Origin of the sequence: Pseudonocardia oceanicola, from assembly GCF_047200735.1 — a bacterium.
In the GTDB taxonomy this organism is placed as follows: Bacteria; Actinomycetota; Actinomycetes; order Mycobacteriales; family Pseudonocardiaceae; genus Pseudonocardia.
Genome location: NZ_JBJZON010000001.1, coordinates 63577 through 83014, shown reverse-complemented (window position 1 = coordinate 83014; position 19438 = coordinate 63577). Strand labels below are relative to the sequence as shown.

The 19438-nt window shown below is 73.8% G+C and carries 20 protein-coding genes; 9 read left to right on the top strand and 11 right to left on the bottom strand.

What is annotated here, in order from left to right; all coding sequences use genetic code 11:
- Window positions 1-86: 86 nt before the first annotated feature.
- Entirely contained in the window at window positions 87-374 is a 288-nt protein-coding gene (locus tag ACL02T_RS00400) for a hypothetical protein (protein ID WP_412828584.1), read from the top strand.
- Window positions 375-445: 71 nt separating this feature from the next.
- Here the strand turns inward: ACL02T_RS00400 and ACL02T_RS00395 are convergent, their stop codons facing one another.
- The gene (locus ACL02T_RS00395) at window positions 446-1156 is read right to left on the bottom strand and encodes an alpha/beta fold hydrolase (RefSeq protein WP_412828583.1); all 711 of its coding nucleotides are present in this window, start codon (window positions 1154-1156) and stop codon (window positions 446-448) included.
- Window positions 1149-1460: a thiamine-binding protein gene (locus ACL02T_RS00390; protein ID WP_412828582.1), complete on the bottom strand. Its 312-nt coding sequence runs from the start codon at window positions 1458-1460 to the stop codon at window positions 1149-1151. The genes ACL02T_RS00395 and ACL02T_RS00390 overlap by 8 nt, the downstream gene beginning before the upstream one ends.
- A 60-nt stretch (window positions 1461-1520) precedes the next feature.
- Between ACL02T_RS00390 and ACL02T_RS00385 the strand changes: the two genes are divergently transcribed.
- On the top strand, window positions 1521-2024 hold the full coding sequence (locus ACL02T_RS00385; RefSeq protein ID WP_412828581.1) for a MarR family winged helix-turn-helix transcriptional regulator: 504 nt from the start codon (window positions 1521-1523) through the stop codon (window positions 2022-2024).
- Between the two features lie 94 nt (window positions 2025-2118).
- Here the strand turns inward: ACL02T_RS00385 and meaB are convergent, their stop codons facing one another.
- The gene (gene meaB, locus ACL02T_RS00380; RefSeq protein WP_412828580.1) at window positions 2119-3066 is read right to left on the bottom strand and encodes a methylmalonyl Co-A mutase-associated GTPase MeaB; all 948 of its coding nucleotides are present in this window, start codon (window positions 3064-3066) and stop codon (window positions 2119-2121) included.
- 2 nt (window positions 3067-3068) lie between these two features.
- A complete protein-coding gene (locus ACL02T_RS00375; protein WP_412829303.1) occupies window positions 3069-4253 on the bottom strand; it encodes an acetyl-CoA C-acetyltransferase in 1185 nt (394 codons plus the stop codon).
- A gap of 154 nt (window positions 4254-4407) precedes the next feature.
- Here ACL02T_RS00375 and mce point away from each other — a divergent pair, with 154 nt between their 5' ends.
- The 3 genes from mce to ACL02T_RS00360 all read left to right on the top strand — a co-directional run bounded on the left by mce (window position 4408) and on the right by ACL02T_RS00360 (window position 8171).
- Window positions 4408-4881 (top strand): methylmalonyl-CoA epimerase, encoded by a 474-nt coding sequence (gene mce, locus ACL02T_RS00370; protein WP_412828579.1) that lies wholly within the window; start codon window positions 4408-4410, stop codon window positions 4879-4881.
- 303 nt (window positions 4882-5184) lie between these two features.
- A complete protein-coding gene (ccrA, locus tag ACL02T_RS00365; protein WP_412828578.1) occupies window positions 5185-6516 on the top strand; it encodes a crotonyl-CoA carboxylase/reductase in 1332 nt (443 codons plus the stop codon).
- 293 nt (window positions 6517-6809) lie between these two features.
- Window positions 6810-8171, top strand: coding sequence for a coiled-coil domain-containing protein (locus ACL02T_RS00360; RefSeq protein WP_412828577.1), 1362 nt, complete (start codon window positions 6810-6812; stop codon window positions 8169-8171).
- A 236-nt stretch (window positions 8172-8407) separates the two neighbouring features.
- On the opposite strand, the gene ACL02T_RS00355 is transcribed toward ACL02T_RS00360, so the two are convergent.
- The 3 genes from ACL02T_RS00355 to ACL02T_RS00345 form a co-directional block, all read right to left on the bottom strand.
- Complete coding sequence (locus ACL02T_RS00355; protein ID WP_412828576.1) at window positions 8408-8641, bottom strand: Rv1322 family protein; 234 nt, start codon at window positions 8639-8641, stop codon at window positions 8408-8410.
- Window positions 8642-8823: 182 nt separating this feature from the next.
- Complete coding sequence (locus tag ACL02T_RS00350; protein WP_412828575.1) at window positions 8824-10608, bottom strand: 3-hydroxyacyl-CoA dehydrogenase family protein; 1785 nt, start codon at window positions 10606-10608, stop codon at window positions 8824-8826.
- A 110-nt stretch (window positions 10609-10718) separates the two neighbouring features.
- Window positions 10719-12239 (bottom strand): aldehyde dehydrogenase family protein, encoded by a 1521-nt coding sequence (locus ACL02T_RS00345; RefSeq protein ID WP_412828574.1) that lies wholly within the window; start codon window positions 12237-12239, stop codon window positions 10719-10721.
- Window positions 12240-12496: 257 nt separating this feature from the next.
- Here ACL02T_RS00345 and ACL02T_RS00340 point away from each other — a divergent pair, with 257 nt between their 5' ends.
- Complete coding sequence (locus ACL02T_RS00340; RefSeq protein ID WP_412828573.1) at window positions 12497-13150, top strand: TetR/AcrR family transcriptional regulator; 654 nt, start codon at window positions 12497-12499, stop codon at window positions 13148-13150.
- Here the strand turns inward: ACL02T_RS00340 and nucS are convergent.
- Together nucS and ACL02T_RS00330 are read right to left on the bottom strand one after the other, a co-directional pair.
- Window positions 13112-13771 (bottom strand): endonuclease NucS, encoded by a 660-nt coding sequence (gene nucS / locus ACL02T_RS00335; RefSeq protein WP_412828572.1) that lies wholly within the window; start codon window positions 13769-13771, stop codon window positions 13112-13114. The genes ACL02T_RS00340 and nucS overlap by 39 nt on opposite strands.
- Window positions 13772-13777: 6 nt before the next feature.
- Window positions 13778-14944 carry a helix-turn-helix transcriptional regulator gene (locus tag ACL02T_RS00330; protein WP_412828571.1) on the bottom strand — a complete coding sequence of 389 codons (1167 nt, stop codon included), beginning with the start codon at window positions 14942-14944 and terminating at the stop codon, window positions 13778-13780.
- Window positions 14945-14976: 32 nt separating this feature from the next.
- Here ACL02T_RS00330 and ACL02T_RS00325 point away from each other — a divergent pair, with 32 nt between their 5' ends.
- Complete coding sequence (locus tag ACL02T_RS00325) at window positions 14977-15510, top strand: NUDIX domain-containing protein (RefSeq protein ID WP_412828570.1); 534 nt, start codon at window positions 14977-14979, stop codon at window positions 15508-15510.
- A 161-nt stretch (window positions 15511-15671) separates the two neighbouring features.
- Here the strand turns inward: ACL02T_RS00325 and ACL02T_RS00320 are convergent, their stop codons facing one another.
- A complete protein-coding gene (locus tag ACL02T_RS00320; RefSeq protein ID WP_412828569.1) occupies window positions 15672-16943 on the bottom strand; it encodes a cytochrome P450 family protein in 1272 nt (423 codons plus the stop codon).
- Window positions 16944-16948: 5 nt separating this feature from the next.
- Window positions 16949-17662, bottom strand: a complete 714-nt coding sequence (locus ACL02T_RS00315) for a TetR/AcrR family transcriptional regulator (RefSeq protein ID WP_412828568.1) — start codon at window positions 17660-17662, stop codon at window positions 16949-16951.
- Between the two features lie 49 nt (window positions 17663-17711).
- On the opposite strand from ACL02T_RS00315, the gene ACL02T_RS00310 reads away from it, so the two are divergent.
- Both ACL02T_RS00310 and ACL02T_RS00305 read left to right on the top strand, forming a co-directional pair.
- Complete coding sequence (locus tag ACL02T_RS00310; RefSeq protein ID WP_412828567.1) at window positions 17712-18482, top strand: enoyl-CoA hydratase-related protein; 771 nt, start codon at window positions 17712-17714, stop codon at window positions 18480-18482.
- Between the two features lie 33 nt (window positions 18483-18515).
- Window positions 18516-19403, top strand: coding sequence for a transporter substrate-binding domain-containing protein (locus ACL02T_RS00305; protein WP_412828566.1), 888 nt, complete (start codon window positions 18516-18518; stop codon window positions 19401-19403).
- Window positions 19404-19438: the final 35 nt, after the last annotated feature.

Below are 19438 nucleotides of genomic sequence, written 5' to 3'. Positions count from 1 at the left end.
CGTTGACCGGACTGCACGGATGTCACGTCGCCGTGCGCGCAGGCCGGACGGATCCGCGTCGGGACCGTCCCTGACCGGAGGATCTGATGAGCCAGGAGAACACCGTCGCCGACCGCCTGCTGGCGGAGGCCCGCAGGAAGACCGCCCGTCAGCAGAGCCCCGTGCTGGTCAGGGCCGCGCTGATCGTCGGCATCGTCGCGCTGGTCGCGAGCCCGATCTCGATCGTCGGCTGGGTCGGCGGGCTCACCGCGATCGGCCTCGGCGTCGCCGCGGTGCGCAACCCGGACACCGCGAAGCAGGCGAAGATCGCGATGGTGCTGGGCTTCGTCGCGATCCTGGTCGGGGTCTTCTTCTTCACGCTCAACATCGCCTGACGGCCCTCCCGCACGGCCGGTGGCCGGGGCCGCCGACCCGGGCCCACCGGCCGTCGTGCGCCGGCGGGGGCTCAGAGCCCGATCAGCAGGTCCGCCAGCTGGGCGGGCCGGGTGAGCATCGGGAAGTGCCCGCCCGGCAGCTCGCGGACCTCGAAGCCCCGTTCGGCCGCGAGCCGGCGCGAGGTCGCCGGGTTCACCACGCGGTCCTCGGCGCAGACGACCGAGACCGTCCGCGCCGCGGGCCAGGCCGTCAGCGGTGTGACCTCCGTGCCGATCGCCCACGCCTGCGGGCGGAGCCCGGTCACGGCCGAGGCGACGGGACCGGGCTCCCCCAGCTCCTCCGCCACCCCGGCGTACAACGACCCCGCGGCGGCCTCCTGCGGCCAGCTCGTCGTGCCGCCGGGCCCGCGCTCCTGACCGGCCCCGAACCCCTCGACCATGATGGTGCGGTCCTCCCGGAGCAGGTCGTTGTGTGCCCGCCCGGGCTCGGGGACCATCGCCGCGAGCAGCACCAGGGCGTGCACGCGCGGGCCGAGCTCCGCCGCCACCAGCGGCGCGGTGAGCCCGCCGAGGGAGTGCCCGACGACCACGACCGGACCCTCGTCGGGCACTGCGGCCAGCGCCGCCGCGGCGTAGCCCGCAGCGCCGATCCCCGGCTCGTCGGCGGGCAGGTCCGGGGCGGCGGACGCGCGGCCGCGGGCCCGCAGCTCCTCCTGCAGTGGCGCCCAGCTCGACCCGCGGTGCCAGGCCCCGTGCAGCAGCAGGAAGAACGGGTCAGCCATCCGAGCCGAGCGCCTTCTCGATCCGCGCCACCTTGGCGGTGAGCTGGCCGGTGTACCCCGGCCGGATGTCGGCCTTGAGCACCAGGCTCACCCGCGGGGAGCGCGCCTGCACGGCCTCGACGGCGCGCCCGACCACGGCCATCGCCTCGTCCCAGGACTCGGCCTCGATGGTGGTGAACATCGACGTCGTCTCGTTGGGCAGCCCGGACTCACGGACCACGCGGACGGCCTCGGCGACGGCGTCGCCCACGCTCCCGTCGTCGGTCGAGCTGCCGGACGGCGCGATGCTGAACGCTACGAGCATCCCGCCAGCCTGCCCCACGATCTCGGGTCGCGGATGTCGGCCCTGCTAGCGTTCGTGGCCATGGCCGCGCGTGACCCGCTTCCCTTCGACCCGATCGGCCGGGCGGCGCAGCTGTGGGCCGAGCGGATCGGCCCCTCGGACACCATGGCCGCCGTCACGAGCGTGATGCGGGTGCAGCAGATCCTGCTGTCCGCCGTCGACGCCGCGCTCAAGCCGCACAGCCTCACGTTCGCCCGCTACGAGGCGCTGGTGCTGCTGAGCTTCTCGCGGGCGAAGCGGCTGCCGATGCGGGTGATGGGCGAGCGCCTGCAGCTGCACCCGACCAGCGTCACCAACATCGTCGACCGGCTGCAGGCGGACGGGCTGGTGCGCCGCACCCCGCACCCGACGGACCGGCGTGCGACGCTGGTCGAGATCACGCCCGAGGGGCTGGAGCGGGTCGAGCAGGCCACGAAGTCCGTCACCGCCGTCGACTTCGGGCTGGTGGGGCTCGACGCGGAGGGCAGGTCCACGCTGTTCGACCTGCTCGGCCGCATCCGCGCGGCGTCGGGCGACTTCCACTGACTCGGCCGCACGAACGGCACTCTCGTGCGAGTAGGCCCGCACGAACGGCACTTTTGTGCAGTAGGTCCGCACAAGAGTGCCGTTGGTGCAGTCGTCAGAGGGAGCCGAGGAGCTCGTCCGCCGCCGCGTAGGGGCTCAGCGTGCCGGCCACGACCTTGTCGGCCAGGGTCTCGAGCGCGGCGCCGCCCCGGACGTCGCCGAGCCGGGCGCGCACCTTCTCCAGCCCGATCGCCTCGATCTCGTTCTCCGCCCGACGACGGCGCCGCCGCGGGCCCTCGCCCGAGGACCCGAGCCACGCGCGGTGCTCGTCGATCGCCCGGGCGACCGCGGCCACGCCCTCGCCGCGGGCCGCGACGGTCCGGCACACCGGAGGCTTCCACGCGTCCCGTCGCTCGCCGAGGGACATCATGTAGCGCAGGTCGCGGACGGTCTGGTCGGCGCCGTCGCGGTCCGCCTTGTTGACCACGAACACGTCCGCGATCTCGAGGATGCCGGCCTTGGCGGCCTGCACGCCGTCGCCCATGCCCGGGGCCAGCAGCACGACCGTGGTGTCGGCGAGGGAGACGACGTCCACCTCGGACTGTCCCACCCCGACGGTCTCGACGAGCACGACGTCGCAGCCCGCGGCGTCGAGCACCCGCAGGGCCTGCGGCGTGGCCCAGGCCAGGCCGCCGAGGTGCCCGCGGGTGGCCATGGACCGGATGAACACGCCCTCGTCGACAGCGTGGTCGCCCATCCGGACCCGGTCACCCAGCAGCGCGCCCCCGGAGAAGGGCGACGACGGGTCCACCGCGAGCACGCCGACCCGCTTGCCCTGCTCCCGGAACGCGGCCACCAGCGCCGAGGTCGTCGTGGACTTGCCGACGCCCGGGGAGCCGGTCAGCCCGACGACCTGTGCCCGCCCGGTGTGCGGGGCGAGCAGCGCGGCGACCTCGGGCAGGTCCGGCGAGCCGCTCTCGACGAGCGAGATCAGCCGGGCGACCGCGCGCTGCTGCCCCTCCAGCGCGCGGTCGACCAGCTCCTGAGGGGACTGCGGAGCCAAGATCAGGCCGGGACGCGGAGGATCAGCGCGTCGCCCTGCCCGCCGCCGCCGCACAGCGCGGCCACCCCGACGCCGCCGCCGCGGCGCTTGAGCTCCAGCGCCAGGTGCAGCGTGATCCGGGCCCCGGACATGCCGATCGGGTGGCCGAGGGCGATCGCGCCGCCGTTGACGTTGACCTTCTCCTCGTCGATGCCCAGCTTGCGCGAGGAGACCAGACCGACCGCGGCGAAGGCCTCGTTGATCTCGACCAGGTCCAGCTCCTTGGGGTCGACGCCCTCCTTCGCGCAGGCCTTGGTGATCGCGTTGGCCGGCTGCTCGTGCAGGCTCGCGTCCGGCCCGGCGACCACGCCGTGGGCACCGATCTCGGCCAGCCAGGTCAGGCCCAGCTCCTCGGCCTTGGCCTTGCTCATCACCACGACCGCGCAGGCCCCGTCGGAGATCTGCGACGACGAGCCGGCGGTGATGGTCCCGTCCGCGGAGAAGGCCGGGCGCAGCTTGGCCAGGCTCTCGCCGGTGGTGTCGCCGCGCACGCCCTCGTCCTGGGCGAACACGATCGGGTCGCCCTTGCGCTGCGGGATCTCGACCGGAGTGATCTCGTCGTCGAACACGCCGTTCTTCGCCGCCTCCGCGGCGCGCTGGTGCGAACGGGCGGCGAAGGCGTCCTGGTCCTCGCGGGTCACGTCGAAGCGGCTGTTGTACTTCTCGGTCGACGCACCCATCGCGCACTGGTCGAAGGCGCAGAACAGGCCGTCGTGGGACATGCTGTCGATCAACGTGGCGTCGCCGAACTTCGTGCCCTCGCGGGACTTCGGCAGCAGGTGCGGGGCCTGGGTCATGGACTCCTGGCCGCCCGCGACCACGATGTCGAACTCGCCTGCCCGGATGAGCTGGTCGGCCAGGGCGATCGCGTCGATGCCCGAGAGGCAGACCTTGTTGACGGTCAGCGCCGGGACGTCCATCGGGATGCCCGCGGCGACGGCGGCCTGCCGGGCCGGGATCTGGCCGGCGCCCGCCGTGAGCACCTGACCCATGATCACGTACTCGACCTGCTCGGGGGCGACGCCGGCCCTCTCCAGCGCGCCCTTGATCGCGAATCCGCCGAGCTGCGCGCCCGAGAAGCCCTTCAGCGAGCCGAGCAGCCGACCGACCGGCGTACGGGAACCAGCAACGATCACGGACTGCGCCACGACGACCTCCAGCAACTGCGTTGGCACACGGATTGGGCACCTGGGATTGACACGGACCATACCCGCCGGTCACAGGCCGGGAGACGGGCCGAACGGACGGGGTGAGCAGCCACACACGGGGCCGCGACCGCGACCGCGCATTACATTCCCGGGCATGACGGCACAGACGCAATCGGCCCACGGCGCGCTCGGATCCCTGCTGACCCAGATCGACCACGTCGGCATCGCGGTGGCGGACCTCGGCGAGGCGGTCGCCTGGTACCACGACGTGTTCGGGCTGGTGAACACGCACGAGGAGGTCAACGAGGAGCAGGGCGTGCGCGAGGCGATGCTCGCGGCCCCCGGCGCCGACCCCGCCTCCGCCACCCGGATCCAGCTGCTGGCCCCGCTGCGTCCGGACTCCACGATCGCGAAGTTCCTCGACCGGAACGGGCCGGGCCTGCAGCAGCTCGCCTACCGGGTCACGGACATCGAGGCCGCGATGGAGGCGTTGACGGCGAAGGGGCTGCGCCTGCTCTACCCGGAGCCGCGCCGCGGTACCGCGGACTCGCGCATCAACTTCGTGCACCCGAAGGACGCCGGCGGCGTGCTCGTCGAGCTGGTGGAGCCGGCGGCCGGCGGGCACTGACCCGTCCCCGCCCGACCTCTGCACCGATCCCGTAGCTGCACGAACGGCACTCCTGTGCGACAGCTCTGCACCCACGGCACCGTGGTGCGGTTCGCACGCCGACCCGGCCGACCACAGCAGCCCCTCCGATCAGGCGGTTCCCGCCCGGCCGGAGGGGCTGCTTCATTGATCCAGTCGGGGGGCTGCGTCACGATCGGCACCATCGGCGGAGCGCGCAACCACAATGCCTCGGGTACCATACTGATCGGTAACTGATCGGTATCCCAAGCAAGTCACCCGACTCACGCCACCGGAGGCCAGGCCGTGCAGGAGATCCTCGACGCCATTCTCGCCGAGCGTTTCGACGCCGTCGGCGGGCTGCCAGTGCCGGACCACTACCAGGCGATGACGGTCCACGCGGACGAGACGGAGATGTTCGACGGCATCGCCACCCGCGACAAGGACCCGCGCAAGAGCCTGCACCTGGACACGGTGCCCACCCCCGAGCTCGGCCCGGGCGAGGCGATCGTGGCCGTGATGGCCAGCGCGATCAACTACAACACCGTGTGGACCTCGATCTTCGAGCCGGTGTCCACCTTCGGCTTCCTCAAGCGCTACGGGCGCGAGTCGGAGCAGGCCAAGCGGCACGACCTGCCGTACCACATCGTGGGGTCGGACCTGGCCGGCGTCGTGCTGAAGACGGGACCCGGGGTCAACGCGTGGAAGCCCGGTGACCGGGTCGTGGCGCACTGCCTGTCCGTCGAGCTGGAGAGCCCGGACGGGCACGGCGACACGATGATGGACCCGCAGCAGCGGATCTGGGGCTTCGAGACCAACTTCGGCGGGCTCGCGCAGCTCGCCCTCGTCAAGTCCAACCAGCTGATGCCCAAGCCCGAGCACCTCACCTGGGAGGAGGCGGCCAGCCCCGGGCTGGTCAACTCCACCGCGTACCGCCAGCTCGTCTCGCGCAACGGCGCGGACATGAAGCAGGGCGACACCGTGCTGATCTGGGGCGCGAGCGGCGGGCTCGGCTCGTACGCCACGCAGTTCGCGCTCAACGGCGGCGCCATCCCCATCTGTGTCGTCTCCTCGCCGGAGAAGGCGGAGATCTGCCGGTCGATGGGTGCCGAGCTGGTCATCGACCGCAACGCCGAGGGCTACAAGTTCTGGAAGGACCCGCAGACGCAGGACCCGAAGGAGTGGAAGCGCTTCGGGTCGAAGATCCGCGAGCTGACCGGCGGCGACGACCCGGACATCGTCTTCGAGCACCCGGGCCGGGAGACCTTCGGCGCCTCGGTCTACTGCGCGCGCAAGGGCGGCACGATCGTGACCTGTGCGTCGACCTCCGGGTACATGCACGAGTACGACAACCGCTACCTGTGGATGAACCTGAAGCGGATCGTCGGCTCGCACTTCGCGAACTACCGCGAGGCGTGGGAGGCCAACCGGCTCATCGACAAGGGCCTGATCCACCCGACGCTGTCCAAGGTGTACCCGCTCGCCGACACCGGCCAGGCGGCGTACGACGTCCAGCAGAACCTGCACCAGGGCAAGGTCGGTGTCCTCGCGCTGGCGCCCGAGGAGGGCCTGGGCGTGACGAACCCGGAGAAGCGCGCCACGCACCTCGAGGCGATCAACCGCTTCCGCGGGGTCTGACGCCACACCGGCCGCCACCATGGCTCCATGACGCACCCCGGGCGTCCACCCCGGTGCGTCATGGAGCCATCGCGCGTTCTCGGCCCCGGGCCGTCTCGAGACCCCCGGTGGCGAGAGGGGAGCCAGAACGCGGTTGTCGGGTCTCGTCGCGCCGCCCCCAGGACGCGTCGTCGTACCGCGGTGTGCGGTCTGCTGCGGGTTGCGGGGATCGTCCACGCCCGGACGGGTGACACCGCCCACCCGCGTGCACGCGTGGGGCTGCGCGAATGCGGTAGCCCGGTACCGTGACACGCATGGTCGGTGAACCGGAGAACCTCCAGCCCGACGCCGGTTTCCAGCCCACCGCGGGGTTCCGGGTCGTCCGCCGCGGCTACGACCAGGACCAGGTCGACGGGCACCTGCACCGGATCGACGCCGACGTCCGACTGCTCGCCGCGGACCGGGACGCCGCCGTCGCACAGGTGACCCGGCTGACGCGCGAGCTCGACGAGACCCGCAACCAGGTCGAGGCGATGCGCCAGCAGGTGCGGCGGCTCTCCGGGCCGCCGGACAGCGTCCAGGGTCTCAGCGAGCGGATGCGCTCGATGCTCCGGCTGGCCGAGGACGAGGTCGCCGAGACGCGCGCCCGGGCGGACGCCGAGGTGACCCGCCTGCGGGCAGACTGCGACCAGGAGTTGGCGCAACGCCGGACGGACGCCGAGCGCCACCGCGAGGCGCTGCTCACCGACGCCCGCGAGCAGGCCGAGCGGATCGTCGCCGAGGCGAAGGCCCTGCAGGCCCAGGCGGCGCAGGACAAGCTCGCCAACGACGAGGCGATCGCGAAGCACCGCGCCGAGTCCGTCGCCGCCGTGGCGGCCGCCGCCGAGGCCGCCGCCACGGAGCGCGCCCGGGTCGAGGAGGACTTCCGGATCGCGATGGAGCAGCGGCGCACCGAGACCCTCGAGGCGCTGCACGCCGAGCAGCGGAGCGCCGAGGAGGAGGTCGCGCGGCTCCGCGCCGAGGCGGACGAGTACGCCCGCGCCACCCGAGCCGACGCCGACGGCTACGCGCGCACGACCCACCGGGACGCCGACGAGCAGGGCGCGCGGATCGTCGCCGACGCCCGTGCGGAGGCCGAACGCCTCGTCCGCGAGGCCGAGCACCGGGTGGCGCAGCTCGTCGAGCTGCGCGGACGGGTCGCCGAGCAGCTCGCCCACGCCCGCGCCTCGCTCGTCGCGGACCTGGCCGCCCTGGGCCCGCTGGCCGAGGAGATCGACCGCGCCGGTCACTCCGACGGCTCGGGGCCGACCTCGGGGGACGGCCGGGCAACCGGGTGGGAGGGCCGTACCTCCTCCGCGGACGGCCGCACTCCTCCCACGGACGGCCGCACTCCCTCCGACGACCGACGCACCCCTTCCGCGGACGGCCTCACTCCCTCCGGGGACGGCCTCACTCCCTCCGGGGACGGCCTCACTCCCTCCGGGGACGGCCTCACTCCCTCCGGGGACGGCCTCACTCCCTCCGGGGACGGCCTCACTCCCTCCGGGGACGGCCTCCCGGCGGACGCCCCCGACCAGCGCGGCGCACCGGGGTCGGGCGACACCGCCGTCCCGCAGCAGGCCGGCGAGCAGACCCGGCGCAGCCCTCGCCCCCGCCCGGCGCCGGCGCGCGCCTGAGCCCACCCTCGCGCACCGGTCCGACCCCCCACACCCCGCGTCCCGGCAGGGGTGCCGGGCACCGCGACCCCGGGCGAGCTCCCACGGGCCCCGCGGGTCGCGGTGCGGGTCATCGGCGGCCGGGGTCATCGGCGGCCGGGTCATCGGCGGCCGGGGTCACCGGCGGCCGGGGTCACCGGCGGCCGGGGTCACCGGCGGCCGGGGTCACCGGCGGCCGGGGTCACCGGCGGCCGGGGTCACCGGCGGCGGATCCCCGGGCCGCGGCGGCCGCGCGCGTTCCAGCACGGCAGGTGCCAGTGCCGGCGGTCCTCCACGGTGCCCCACTCCCCCGAGGGCCAGGTCACGACGTGCCCGACGCCCGCCGGGATGAGCTGGTCGCAGCCCGGGCAGCGGTAGTCCTTCACCGACGAGCCGCCGGGGACGTGCCGGACGGCCCACTCGCCGTCGGGCCCCGCCTCGGCGCGGGTCACGATGCCCGACGACAGAGGTGCAGGCACGGCGCGGCCCCGCCCCCGTTGCGAGGGGCGGGGACGTCGTCCGCGTGCCATGTGCCCGACGGTAACGGCCGCGGCACCGCCACGCGGGCGGCGCCGCAGCGCGTCACAGATCGGCCGCACCGCCCGGGCGCCCCCGCCAGCGGCGCCCCGGGGGTTCAGCGGGCGGTGTAGTCCCGGAAGCCCTGGCCGGTCTTGCGGCCGAGCCGGCCCGCCGTGACCAGGTGCTCGAGCAGCGGGGCCGGGGCGAAGCCGGACTGGCGGAACTCGGCGAACAGCGACCGCTCGATGGCGAGCGACACGTCCAGGCCCACCACGTCGAGCAGCTCGAACGGCCCCATCGGCAGGGCGCACCCGGTCTTCATGGCCGCATCGATGTCGTCGGCCGTCGCGTAGTGCGCCTCGAGCATCTTCACCGCGTCGTTGAGGTACGGGAAGAGCAGCGCGTTCACGATGAAGCCGGCGCGGTCGCCACAGGAGACCGGCACCTTCTCCAGCTTCTGGCACAGAGCCAGCGCGGTCGCCGCGACCTCCGGCGCGGTGTTGATCGTGGAGACGACCTCGACCAGCTTCATCATCGGGGCGGGGTTGAAGAAGTGCAGCCCGAGCACGTCCCCCGGGCGGGTGGTGGCCGCGGCGCACTCCACGACCGGCAGCGACGACGTGGTGGTCGCGAGGATCGCACCCGGCTTGCAGATCTCGTCGAGCGCGCCGAACACGGCCCGCTTGACCTCGAGCTCCTCGGCGATGGCCTCGACGACGAGGTCGACGTCGGCGAAGTCCTCGAGCGAGGTGGTGCCGGTGATCCGGCCGAGCGTGGCGTCCCGGTCCTCCTCGGTGAGCTTGCCCCGCACCACGGCCTTGTCCAGCGCCGTGCGGATCCCGCCGATCGACGCCTCGACCTTGGAGTCACTGCGGCCGCGGACCACCACGTCGAACCCGGCCTTCGCGAACACCTGCACGATGCCGCTGGCCATCGTGCCCGTGCCGACCACGCCGACCCGCTGGACGTCGCGGGTCGGGACGTCCTCGGGCACGAGCGACCCGGGGGTCAGGGCGTCGGGCACGACCTTGCTGCTGTGCGGCTTCTCGTAGGTGTAGAAACCGCGGCCGCTCTTCCGGCCCAGCAGCCCGGCGGTGATCATCTGCTTGAACACCGGAGCCGGGGCGTGCATGAGGTTGCGCGACTGCGCGTACATCGTCTCGAGGATCTCGTACGCGGTGTCGAGACCGATGAGGTCGAGCAGCGCCAGCGGGCCCATCGGGTAGCCGCAGCCGTAGCGCATGGCGGCGTCGAGGTCCTCGCGGCTCGCGTAGCGCGACTCGTACATCCGCGCGGCGTGGTTGAGGTAGCCGAAGAGCAACGCGTTCGCGATGAACCCGGCGCGGTCGCCGATCACCACCGGCACCTTGTCCAGGGTGGCGGCGAAGGCCTGCAGGTCCTCCACCACGTCCGGCTCGGTGACGACCGTGCGCACCAGCTCGACGAGCTTCTGCACCGGCGCCGGGTTGAAGAAGTGCATTCCGACGACCTTGCCCGGGCGCGCGGTCCGCACGGACAGCTCAGTGACCGACAGCGACGACGTGTTCGACGCCAGGATCGTCTCCGGGCCGACGTGCTTGTCCACCTCGCCGAAGACGGACGCCTTCAGCTCGAGCGACTCCGGTACCGCCTCGACGACGAGGTCACAGGGGGCCAGGTCGGCCAGCGACGTGGTCGTGGTGATGCGGCCGAGCAGCTCGGCGGCCTGCTCCTCGGTGAGCTTGCCGCGCTCGATCGCCCGCCTCGTCGAGGTCTCCAGGTGCGCCTTCCCGCGCTCGACGGCGGCCGCGTCCACCTCGGCGGCGATCACGTCCAGGCCGTTGCGGGCGAACACCTCCACGATCCCCGCACCCATGGTGCCCAGGCCGACCACGCCGACCGTCCGGAACTCGCGTGCCACGCCGTTACCTCCCGCTGCCTCGAGGGTCTCTACAGAGCGGCAATCCTCTCATCCCCCACCGCTCGGCAACCCGCGCATGAGGCCGGGAACACCCCGTCCGGATGGCCGGTCTACCGGCCGTGACGTGCCCGGACGAGCCCGAGGAGGGTGCGCATGTGCGTCGCGGTCCGGGTGAAGCTGGTGACCGGCACGGGCAGGGCGAACCGCTGCCGGGCCACCGCCTGCGGCCGGGTGAACTCGCGCAGACCGTCCTCGCCGTGGATGCGGCCGAAGCCGGAGTCGCCGACCCCGCCGAAGGGCAGCGCCGGGATCCCCGCGAACGCGATCACACCGTTGACGCTCACCATGCCGCAGCGCAAGCCCTCGGCGATCCGCTCGCCCTCCTTCGCCGAGCCGGTGAACACGCTCGCACCCAGGCCGTAGCTCGTGCCGTTGGCCCGCCGGACCGCCTCGGCGACGTCGGGAACCCGGTTGACGACGATCAGCGGCCCGAAGGTCTCCTCGGTGACCGCGCAGGAGTCCTCCGGCACGTCGACGAGCACGACCGGTTCCACGAACGGTGCCCCGCCCGGGTTCTCCCGCACCGACCCCTCGCCGCCGACGACCGCGCGGCCGCCCTTCTCCAGCGCGTCCCGGACGTGCCGGCGCACGACCTCGGTCTGCGAGGCCATCGTCATCGGCCCGAACCGGGCGCCGGCCCGCAGCCCGCGCGCCTTCGCGACCAGCGCGGCGACGAACTCCTCGGCGACCGGGTCGACGACGTACACCCGCTCGACGCCCACGCACGTCTGGCCGGCGTTGGACATCCCGCCCCACACGGCGGCGTCGGCGGCGGCCTCGAGGTCCGCGCCGGCGTCGACGATCAGGGCGTCCTTGCCGCCGCACTCGATGAGCACCGGGGTGAGGGTCTCGGCACAGGCGGCCATGACCCGCTTGCCGGTGGCCGTCGAGCCGGTGAAGGCGATCTTGCCGATGCCCGGGGCGCGGCAGAGCGCGGCCCCGGTCTCGCCGAAGCCGGTCACGACCTCCAGGAGGGCCTTCTCCGGGACCGCGTCCGCCAGCGTCCGGCCGAGTATCTCGCCGACGCCCGGGGTGAGCTCGCTCGGCTTGAACACGACGGTGTTGCCCGCGGCGAGCGCGTAGGCGATCGAGCCCATCGGCGTGAAGACCGGGTAGTTCCACGGCCCGATCACGCCGACCACCCCGACCGGCGGGTAGCCCAGGGTCGCGGACTGGTTGGCGCCGAGCAGGCCCGGCGACACCTTCCGCCGGCCGAGGGTCTTCTTGGCGTGCTTCGCCGCCCAGTCGACGTGGTCGATCGCGAGGACCAGCTCGAGCCGGGCGTCGTCGAGCGGCTTGCCGGTCTCGGCGGAGACCACGCCCGCGACTTCGTCCAGCCGCGCGACCAGCGCCTTCTTCCAGGCGAGCAGCCGCTCGCGGCGGCCGTCGAAGCCCAGCCCGCGCCACCACCGGGCGGCCTCCTCGGCCCGGGCGACCGCGGCGAGCACCTCGGCCTCGCCGTGCACCGGGTGCGATCCGACGACCTCACCGGTCCGCGGGTCGAGCGAGTCGAAGGTGTCGGTGCTGGTGCTGGTGCTGGTGCTGGCCGGAGCCTCGGTGCTGGCGGTCACGTCGGTCAGGGTAGGGCGGCGGGCAGGGGCCGCGTGTGCCTCGGGCGTCCCGGGCGGACCATCCCGGCTAACCCCGGGAGGCCACGGCCCGGCCCCGCAGGGGCGGGACGCGGCGCTGCGCGGACCCCTCCCCCCGCACAGGGCCGCGCCCCGCGTCCGCGCGGGGACGCGGGTCCCCGGCGCACCCGCGCGGACGAGAAACCTATAACGCGTTCCAGCTACTCCACAACGCGAACGGGTTGGGCTAACCTCCGCCGATGGCCGACGGGCAGCCCGGGCGACGCGCGGAGCGCAACGCCGAGACGCGGGCCGCCGTCCTCCGCTCGGCGGAGGAGCTGTTCTCCGCACAGGGCTGGCAGGGCACCCGGATGACGGAGGTCGCGGCCCGGGCCGGTGTCGCGCTCGGGACGCTCTACCACCACTTCGGCAGCAAGCACGCGCTCATCGCCCATCTCTTCGCGCCGCGGATCGCCACGGCGGCGACGCGGGTCGAGCACCAGGTCGCGGCCGGCGCGGACCCGTACGACGTGGTCCGGTCGGCAGTCGACGAGATGGCGCAGTTGCTGAAGGCCCGCCGCACCCTCTCGTTCGCGCTCTTCGCGGCGCTGTACGAGGACGCCATCCGCAACGACGGCCCGCCGCGGGGTCCTGACGACAGCCGGATGATCGCCCAGATCCCACTGATCCTGGACGCCGCCCTGCGGTACGCCGCGGGCGCGCTCGGCCTCGACCTCGACGTGGACCGGACCGCGCGGTACCACACCAACGCCATGCTCCTGCAGGTGCTGATCCACCCGGAGAACACCACCGCGGATCTGCGCGACTTCGTGCTGGTCCAGCTGCGGGGAGCGCTGCCGGCCCCGCCGGGCGGTTCAGAAGAGCCGCAGGTCCTTGGGGTCCGCGCCCCGTAGTGCGTCGTAGTCCACGGTGACGCAGCGGATCCCCCGGTCCTCGGCCAGCGTGCGCGCCTGCGGCTTGATCTGCTGCGCCGCGAACACCCCGCTGACCGCGCCGAGCAGCGGGTCGCGGTTCATCAGCTCGAGGTAGCGGGTCAGCTGCTCGACCCCGTCGATCTCCCCGCGCCGCTTGACCTCGATCGCGACGTGCGCGCCCGCGGGGTCGCGGCAGAGCAGGTCGACCGGGCCGATCGCCGTCATGTACTCGCGACGGACCAGGGTCCAGCCCTCGCCGAAGGTCTCGGGGTGCGCGGCCAGGAGCTCCTGCAGGTGCGCCTCGACGCCGTCCTTCACCAGGCCGGGGTCCACGCCCAGCTCGTGCGAGGAGTCGTGCAGCACCTCGTCGATGGTGATCACCAGCGACTCGTCGGCCTTGTTGCGCACCGTCCAGACGCCCGGCTCCTCGGTGAGCCAGCACGGCGGGCTCATCCAGTTCAGCGGCTTGTAGGCGCGGTCGTCGGCGTGCACGCTCACCGATCCGTCCGCCTTGACCAGCAGCAGCCGCGGGGCCATGGGCAGGTGTGCGGTGAGCCGGCCGACGTAGTCCACCTGGCAGCGGGCGATGACGAGGCGCACGGCCCGTCACCCTAGAGGGGCGTTGCGTTCGGCCAGCGCCCGCCCGTGCTCGGCGAGCATCGCCCGCAGCTCGGGCGGCTCGAGCGCCTCCACCTCCCCGCCCAGCGCGACGAGCTGGCCGGCCGCGACCCGCAGCGACTCGACGTCGAGCCGCACCTCGCGCCGGCCCTCGGCGTCGGGCTCGCCGGCCGCGGTGACGGCGGCGTGCGCGGCCTCCGCGTCGGTGACGTGCGGCAGGGCCCGCAGCCCGGCGGGCGAGAGCCGGAGCCGCACGGTCTCGCGCAGCATCGACGCGGCGAACCGGGCCGCCGACTCCGCCCACCAGGCCGGGAGGTCGAAGTCCGTCGGCCGCTCGAACGTCTCCCCCAGCGGCTCGGCCTCGGTGATCCGGGCGGCCCGGTAGGTGCGGACGTCGTCCCCGACCCGCGCGACGAGATACCAGACCCCCGCCTTGAGCACGAGCCCCAAGGGCTCCACCTCCCGGTGCCCGGAGGCGGAGCTTGCGGAGCCGACCGTCGACCCCGAGGCGGAGCTTGCGGAGCCGACCGTCGACCCGGAGGCGGAGCTTGCGGAGCCGACCGTCGACCCCGAGGCGGAGCTTGCGGAGCCGACCGTCGACCCCGAGGCGGAGCTTGCGGAGCCGACCGTCGACCCCGAGGCGGAGCCCGCCGAGCCGACCGTCGACCCCGGAGGGCGCCCGTACACGATCCGCACCCGGCGCTGCTCCCAGAGCGCCTGGGCGAGCACGGCGAGGTGGGTGACCTCGGCCGGGTTCTGGAACCAGCCCGGCGCGTCGAGGTGCACCCGCTCGGCGACGGCGCGGGCGTGTGTGCGCAGCCCCTCCGGCAACGTCGCGAGGATCTTGGCCTGGGCCCCGGCCAGCGCCGCGCCCAGGCCCAGCTCGGCCAGCAGCTGCGGCGCGCCCATGGTGAGCATCGCCGCGGCCTCCTGCGCGGTCAGCCCGTCGAGCCGGGTCCGCCAGCCCTCGACGAGCCGGATCCCGCCGCCCGGCCCGGGCTCGGTCCAGATCGGCACGCCCACCTCGGTCAGCGAGGCGACGTCCCGGTAGATCGTCCGCTCGGACACCTCCAGCTCGGCGGCCAGCTCGGCGGCCGTGGCCGAGCGGCGACGCTGCAGCACGAAGAGCAGGGCCATCAGCCGGGTCGCGCGCACGGCCCGATCGTCGCAGGTGGGAGGCTGACCGTGTGGAGACCCTCTCGACCCGGCAGGTCTACGCGAACAATTGGATGACCGTCCGGGAGGACGCCGTCCGTCGTCCCGACGGCTCGGACGGCGTCTACGGCGTGATCGACAAGCCCACGTACGCCCTCGTGATCCCCCGCGACGGCGACCGGCTGCACCTCGTGGAGCAGTTCCGCTACCCGATCGGCCTGCGGCGCTGGGAGTTTCCCGCCGGCACCGCGCCCGACCGCGCCGCCCAGGACCCCGCCGAGCTGGCCGTCCGGGAGCTCGTCGAGGAGACCGGGCTGCGGGCCGGCCGGATGGAGAAGATCGGCACGCTCGACGTCGCCCCCGGGATGTCCAGCCAGCGCGGGCACGTCTACCTCGCCACCGAGCTCACCGAGGGCGAGGCACAGCGCGAGCACACCGAGCAGGACATGCGGCAGGCCTGGTTCACGATCGCCGAGTTCGAGGCGATGGTCGCGGCCGGCGAGATCACCGACGCCCAGTCCGTCGCCGCCTACATGCTGCTGGTCCTCCACGACCGCCGACCGTGAGCCGCACCATGGAACCATAACGCGCTCTTCCGGCCCCGGATCTCGCGTTATGGAGCCATAATGCGCTCTCTTCCGACCCCGAACGCCGCGTTATGGAGCCATAACGCGCTCTTCCGGCCCCGGATCTCGCGTTGTGGAACCATGATGCGTCACGCGCTGGGTCAGAGGCGGACGGGGAGGGCGGCGAGGCGGCGGAAGCCGGGGACCGGCTCCCAGACCAGCTCCTCGGGCGGGACGGCGAGCTCCAGGGACGGGAAGCGGGTGAACAGCGCCCGCAGCGCCACCTCACCCTCCTGCCGCGCGAGGGCCGCCCCGAGGCAGTAGTGCGCGCCGTGGCCGAACCCGAGGTGCCCCTCCCCGCGCTCGGCCCGCCGCCCGACGTCGAACGTCTCGGGGTCGGCGAACTCGCGCGGATCACCGTTGGCGGCGGCCAGGACGGGCAGGACGGCGGCCCCGGCCGGGATCTCCACCCCACCGATCTCGACGGGCTCGGTGGCGTAGCGCAGCTCGGTGATGCTGACCGGCCCGTGGACCCGCATCAGCTCGTGCACGGCGGTGGGCCACAGGTCCGGGTCGTCGCGCAGCCGGGCGAGCTGGTCGGGGTGGGTCAGCAGGGCGGCGACCGAGTTCGCGATCAGGTGCGCGGTGGTCTCGTGGCCGGCGAAGACCAGCGCGAGGACCATGCTGACCAGCTCGAACTCGGTGAGCCGGTCGCCGCGTCCGTGGTCGGCCCCGGAAGCTCCGCCTCCGTCCTCGTCGTGCGTGCGGATCAGGGCGCCGAGCAGGTCGTCCGTGGGCTCGGCCCGTCGGCGCGCGATCAGACCGTGGATGTGGTCGACGGCGGCGCGCAGCGCGCCGGGCACCCGCGCCGGGTCGGTCGACACCAGGTCCCGGCCCCACACGTGCCAGGCCGCGCGGTCCTCCTCGGGGATCCCGACGAGCTCGCAGATCACCGTGATGGGCAGCGGGTACGCGTAGGCCTCGACCAGGTCGATCGGCTGCGGCGCGCCGGCGAGCCCGTCGAGCAGCCCGTTCGTGATCTCCTCCACGCGCGGCCGCAGGTCACCGACCCGGCGCACGGTGAAGGCGCGGGAGACGAGCTTGCGCAGCCGGGTGTGGTCGGCGCCGTCGACGGTCACCACGCTGCGGGTCATGTACTCCGCGAGGTCCGCGGTGATCCCCATCGCCGTCATCATCTCCTGGCGGCTGTCCCGTCCGCCCGGTACCGACGCCGGGTCGCTGACGAACCGCGGATCGCCCAGCACCGCGCGCACGTCCGCGTAGCGGGTCACGAGCCAGATCGGCGGCTCGTCGCCGCTCAGCCCGAACCGGCTGCGCAGCACGGGCGCCTGCTCGCGCAGGCGGCCGAACACGTGCCAGGGGTCGGCGAGGAGTTCCGGGTCGGTGAGGGCGGGCGCGTCGAGCACGGCCATGGTGGTCACCTGGTTTCGCTCAGGGTGGGCAGATCGTCGAGCAGCGAGCGCAAGAGCGCGGCGCACTCCGCCGCGCACTCGGGTGTGAGCGGCGGCCCCGGGCTCTCCAGGGCGCTCCGTAGGGCGTGTTCGAGCAGGTCCGCGCGGGTGTCCGGATCCTCCGGCCCGGGTGCGGCGGGCATGCCGTCCAGGAAGAAGAAGCCGGTGGTGACGGCGCTGAACACGTGCATCTGCGAGTCGATCGGCAGATCGTCGGGCATCCGGCCCGCCTCGCGCACGAGCCCGAACCAGCGCCGGCCCATCTCGGTGCGCCTGGCGGTGAGGTCGCCGAGGGTGCCGGCGGCCTCGTGCGCGAGCCGGCCGAGCACCTCCGGATCGCCGAGGTAGAGCGGTCGGGTGATCGGGTCGTCGAGCAGTTCGCGGTAGAGCGATCGGACGGCGCGCGCAGGCAGCGCCTCGGCGGGATCGGCCTCCATCCGCTCGGCCATCCGCGCGATCACCCTGCGGTGGCTGCGCAGCAGAACGGCGAGGAAGAGCGCCTCTTTGGTGCGGAAGTGCAGGTAGACGGTGCCCTTGCCGATGCCCGCCCCGCGCGCGACCTCGTCGATCGTCACGCGCTGGTACCCCCAACGGACCAGCAGGCCGGCGGCCGCATCGAGGAGGCGGTCCTCGCGTGCCGCCTCCGCCGACGCCGTGACTGGAAGGGCGGGTCCGGTCATATGGTCACGGTAGACCCGTGCCGGCGGCTCGTCCAGCTACCGTGAGCCCATGGGTTACGAGCACCTCCTGGTCAAGGAGGACGGGGACACCGTCCGCATCACCATGAACCGGCCGGAACGGCGCAACGCACTCTCCGAGGACCACCTCCGCGAGCTGCTCGACGCGTTCGAGACCGCCGGCGGCAGCGACGCGACCGGGATCGTGCTCGGCGCGCAGGGCAAGGCCTTCTCGGCGGGGCACGACTTCGCCGACGTCGCCGCGCGGGACCTCAAGGGCGTCCGGGAGCTGCTGACCCTGTGCACCGAGCTCATGCAGACCATCCAGGCCGTGCCGCAGGTCGTGGTGGCCAAGGTGCAGGCCGTTGCGACGGCGGCCGGCTGCCAGCTCGTCGCCACCTGCGACCTGGCCGTCGCGGCCGAGTCGGCGGCCTTCGCGCTGCCCGGCGGCAAGGGCGGCTGGTTCTGCCACACCCCGGCGGTCCCGGTGGCGCGCAACGTCGGCCGCAAGCGACTGATGGAGCTGGCCCTGACCGGCGACCCGATCGACGCCCGCACGGCCGCGGACTGGGGCCTGGTCAACCACGTCGTGCCCGACGGGGAGCTCGACATCCGCACGGACGAACTGCTCGCCCGCGCGACCCGCGGCAGCCGGTTCGGCAAGGAGGTCGGCAAGCAGACGCTCTACGCGCAGCTCGACCGCCCGGAGGCGGACGCCTACGCCGTCGCGGTCGAGGTCATGGCCGCGATGTCCCAGTCCGCCGGGGCCAAGGAGGGCATGGCCTCGTTCCTGGAGAAGCGCCGCCCGGTCTGGCCGGATTAGCCGGGTCCGGGCGGGCGGCTACCCTTCGGCGCGATGCACCTGGTCTCCCGACGATCGCTCCTCGCGGGGGCGGCCGCGCTCGGAGGCGCCGCCGCGCTGGCGGGATGCGGGTCCCGCGCGGCCTCGGCGCTCGAGCGCATGCAGGACGACGGCGTGGCCCGCATCGGCATCGCGGGCGAGCGGCCGTACGGCTACTCGGCCACGGACGGCACGGTCACCGGCGAGGCTCCCGCGGTCGCCCGGGCCGTCCTCGCCGGACTCGGGGTCGGCGGGCTCGAGGCGATCCAGGTCCCGTTCGACCGGCTGCTCGACGCCCTGCTCGCCGAGCAGTTCGACATCGTCACCGCCGGCACCACGATCACCCCGGAGCGGTGCGCCCGGGTCGCGTTCTCCCAGCCGGACTTCGTGGCCCCGTTGGCTTTCCTGGTCGCCGAGGGCAATCCGCTCGGGATCCGGACGTTCGACGGCGTGCGGCGCGCGGGTGTGCCCCTCGGGGTGCTGTCCGGCTCGGCGGAGCACGAGTACGCGCTCGCGGCCGGGGTGTCGCCGGAGGCGATCCGCACCTACGACGGGCAGAGCACGCTGTTCCGCGCGGTCGTCGTCGGCGACGTCCCGGCCGCCGTCCTCACCCGGCTCTCCCTGCTCGACGCACTGGCCCGCAACCCCGGCGCGCCGGTGGAGGTCACCCCGGGCGTCGCCGCGTTGGTCAACGCCGACGGCGAGCGGGTCTTCCCCATGGGCGCCTTCGCCTTCCGCCCGGAGGACACCGCCCTGCGCACGGCCTTCGACGTGGGCCTGCACGACCTGCAGTCGTCGGGCCGCTGGCTGGAGATCGTGCGGCCCTTCGGCTTCACCGCCGAGAACCTCCCGCCCCCCGGCGTCACCACCGGGTCCCTCTGCGCCGGTCAGCCCGGGCTGTGAGGCGGGCGCCGGCCCTCGGTCGTCCGGCCCCGGTC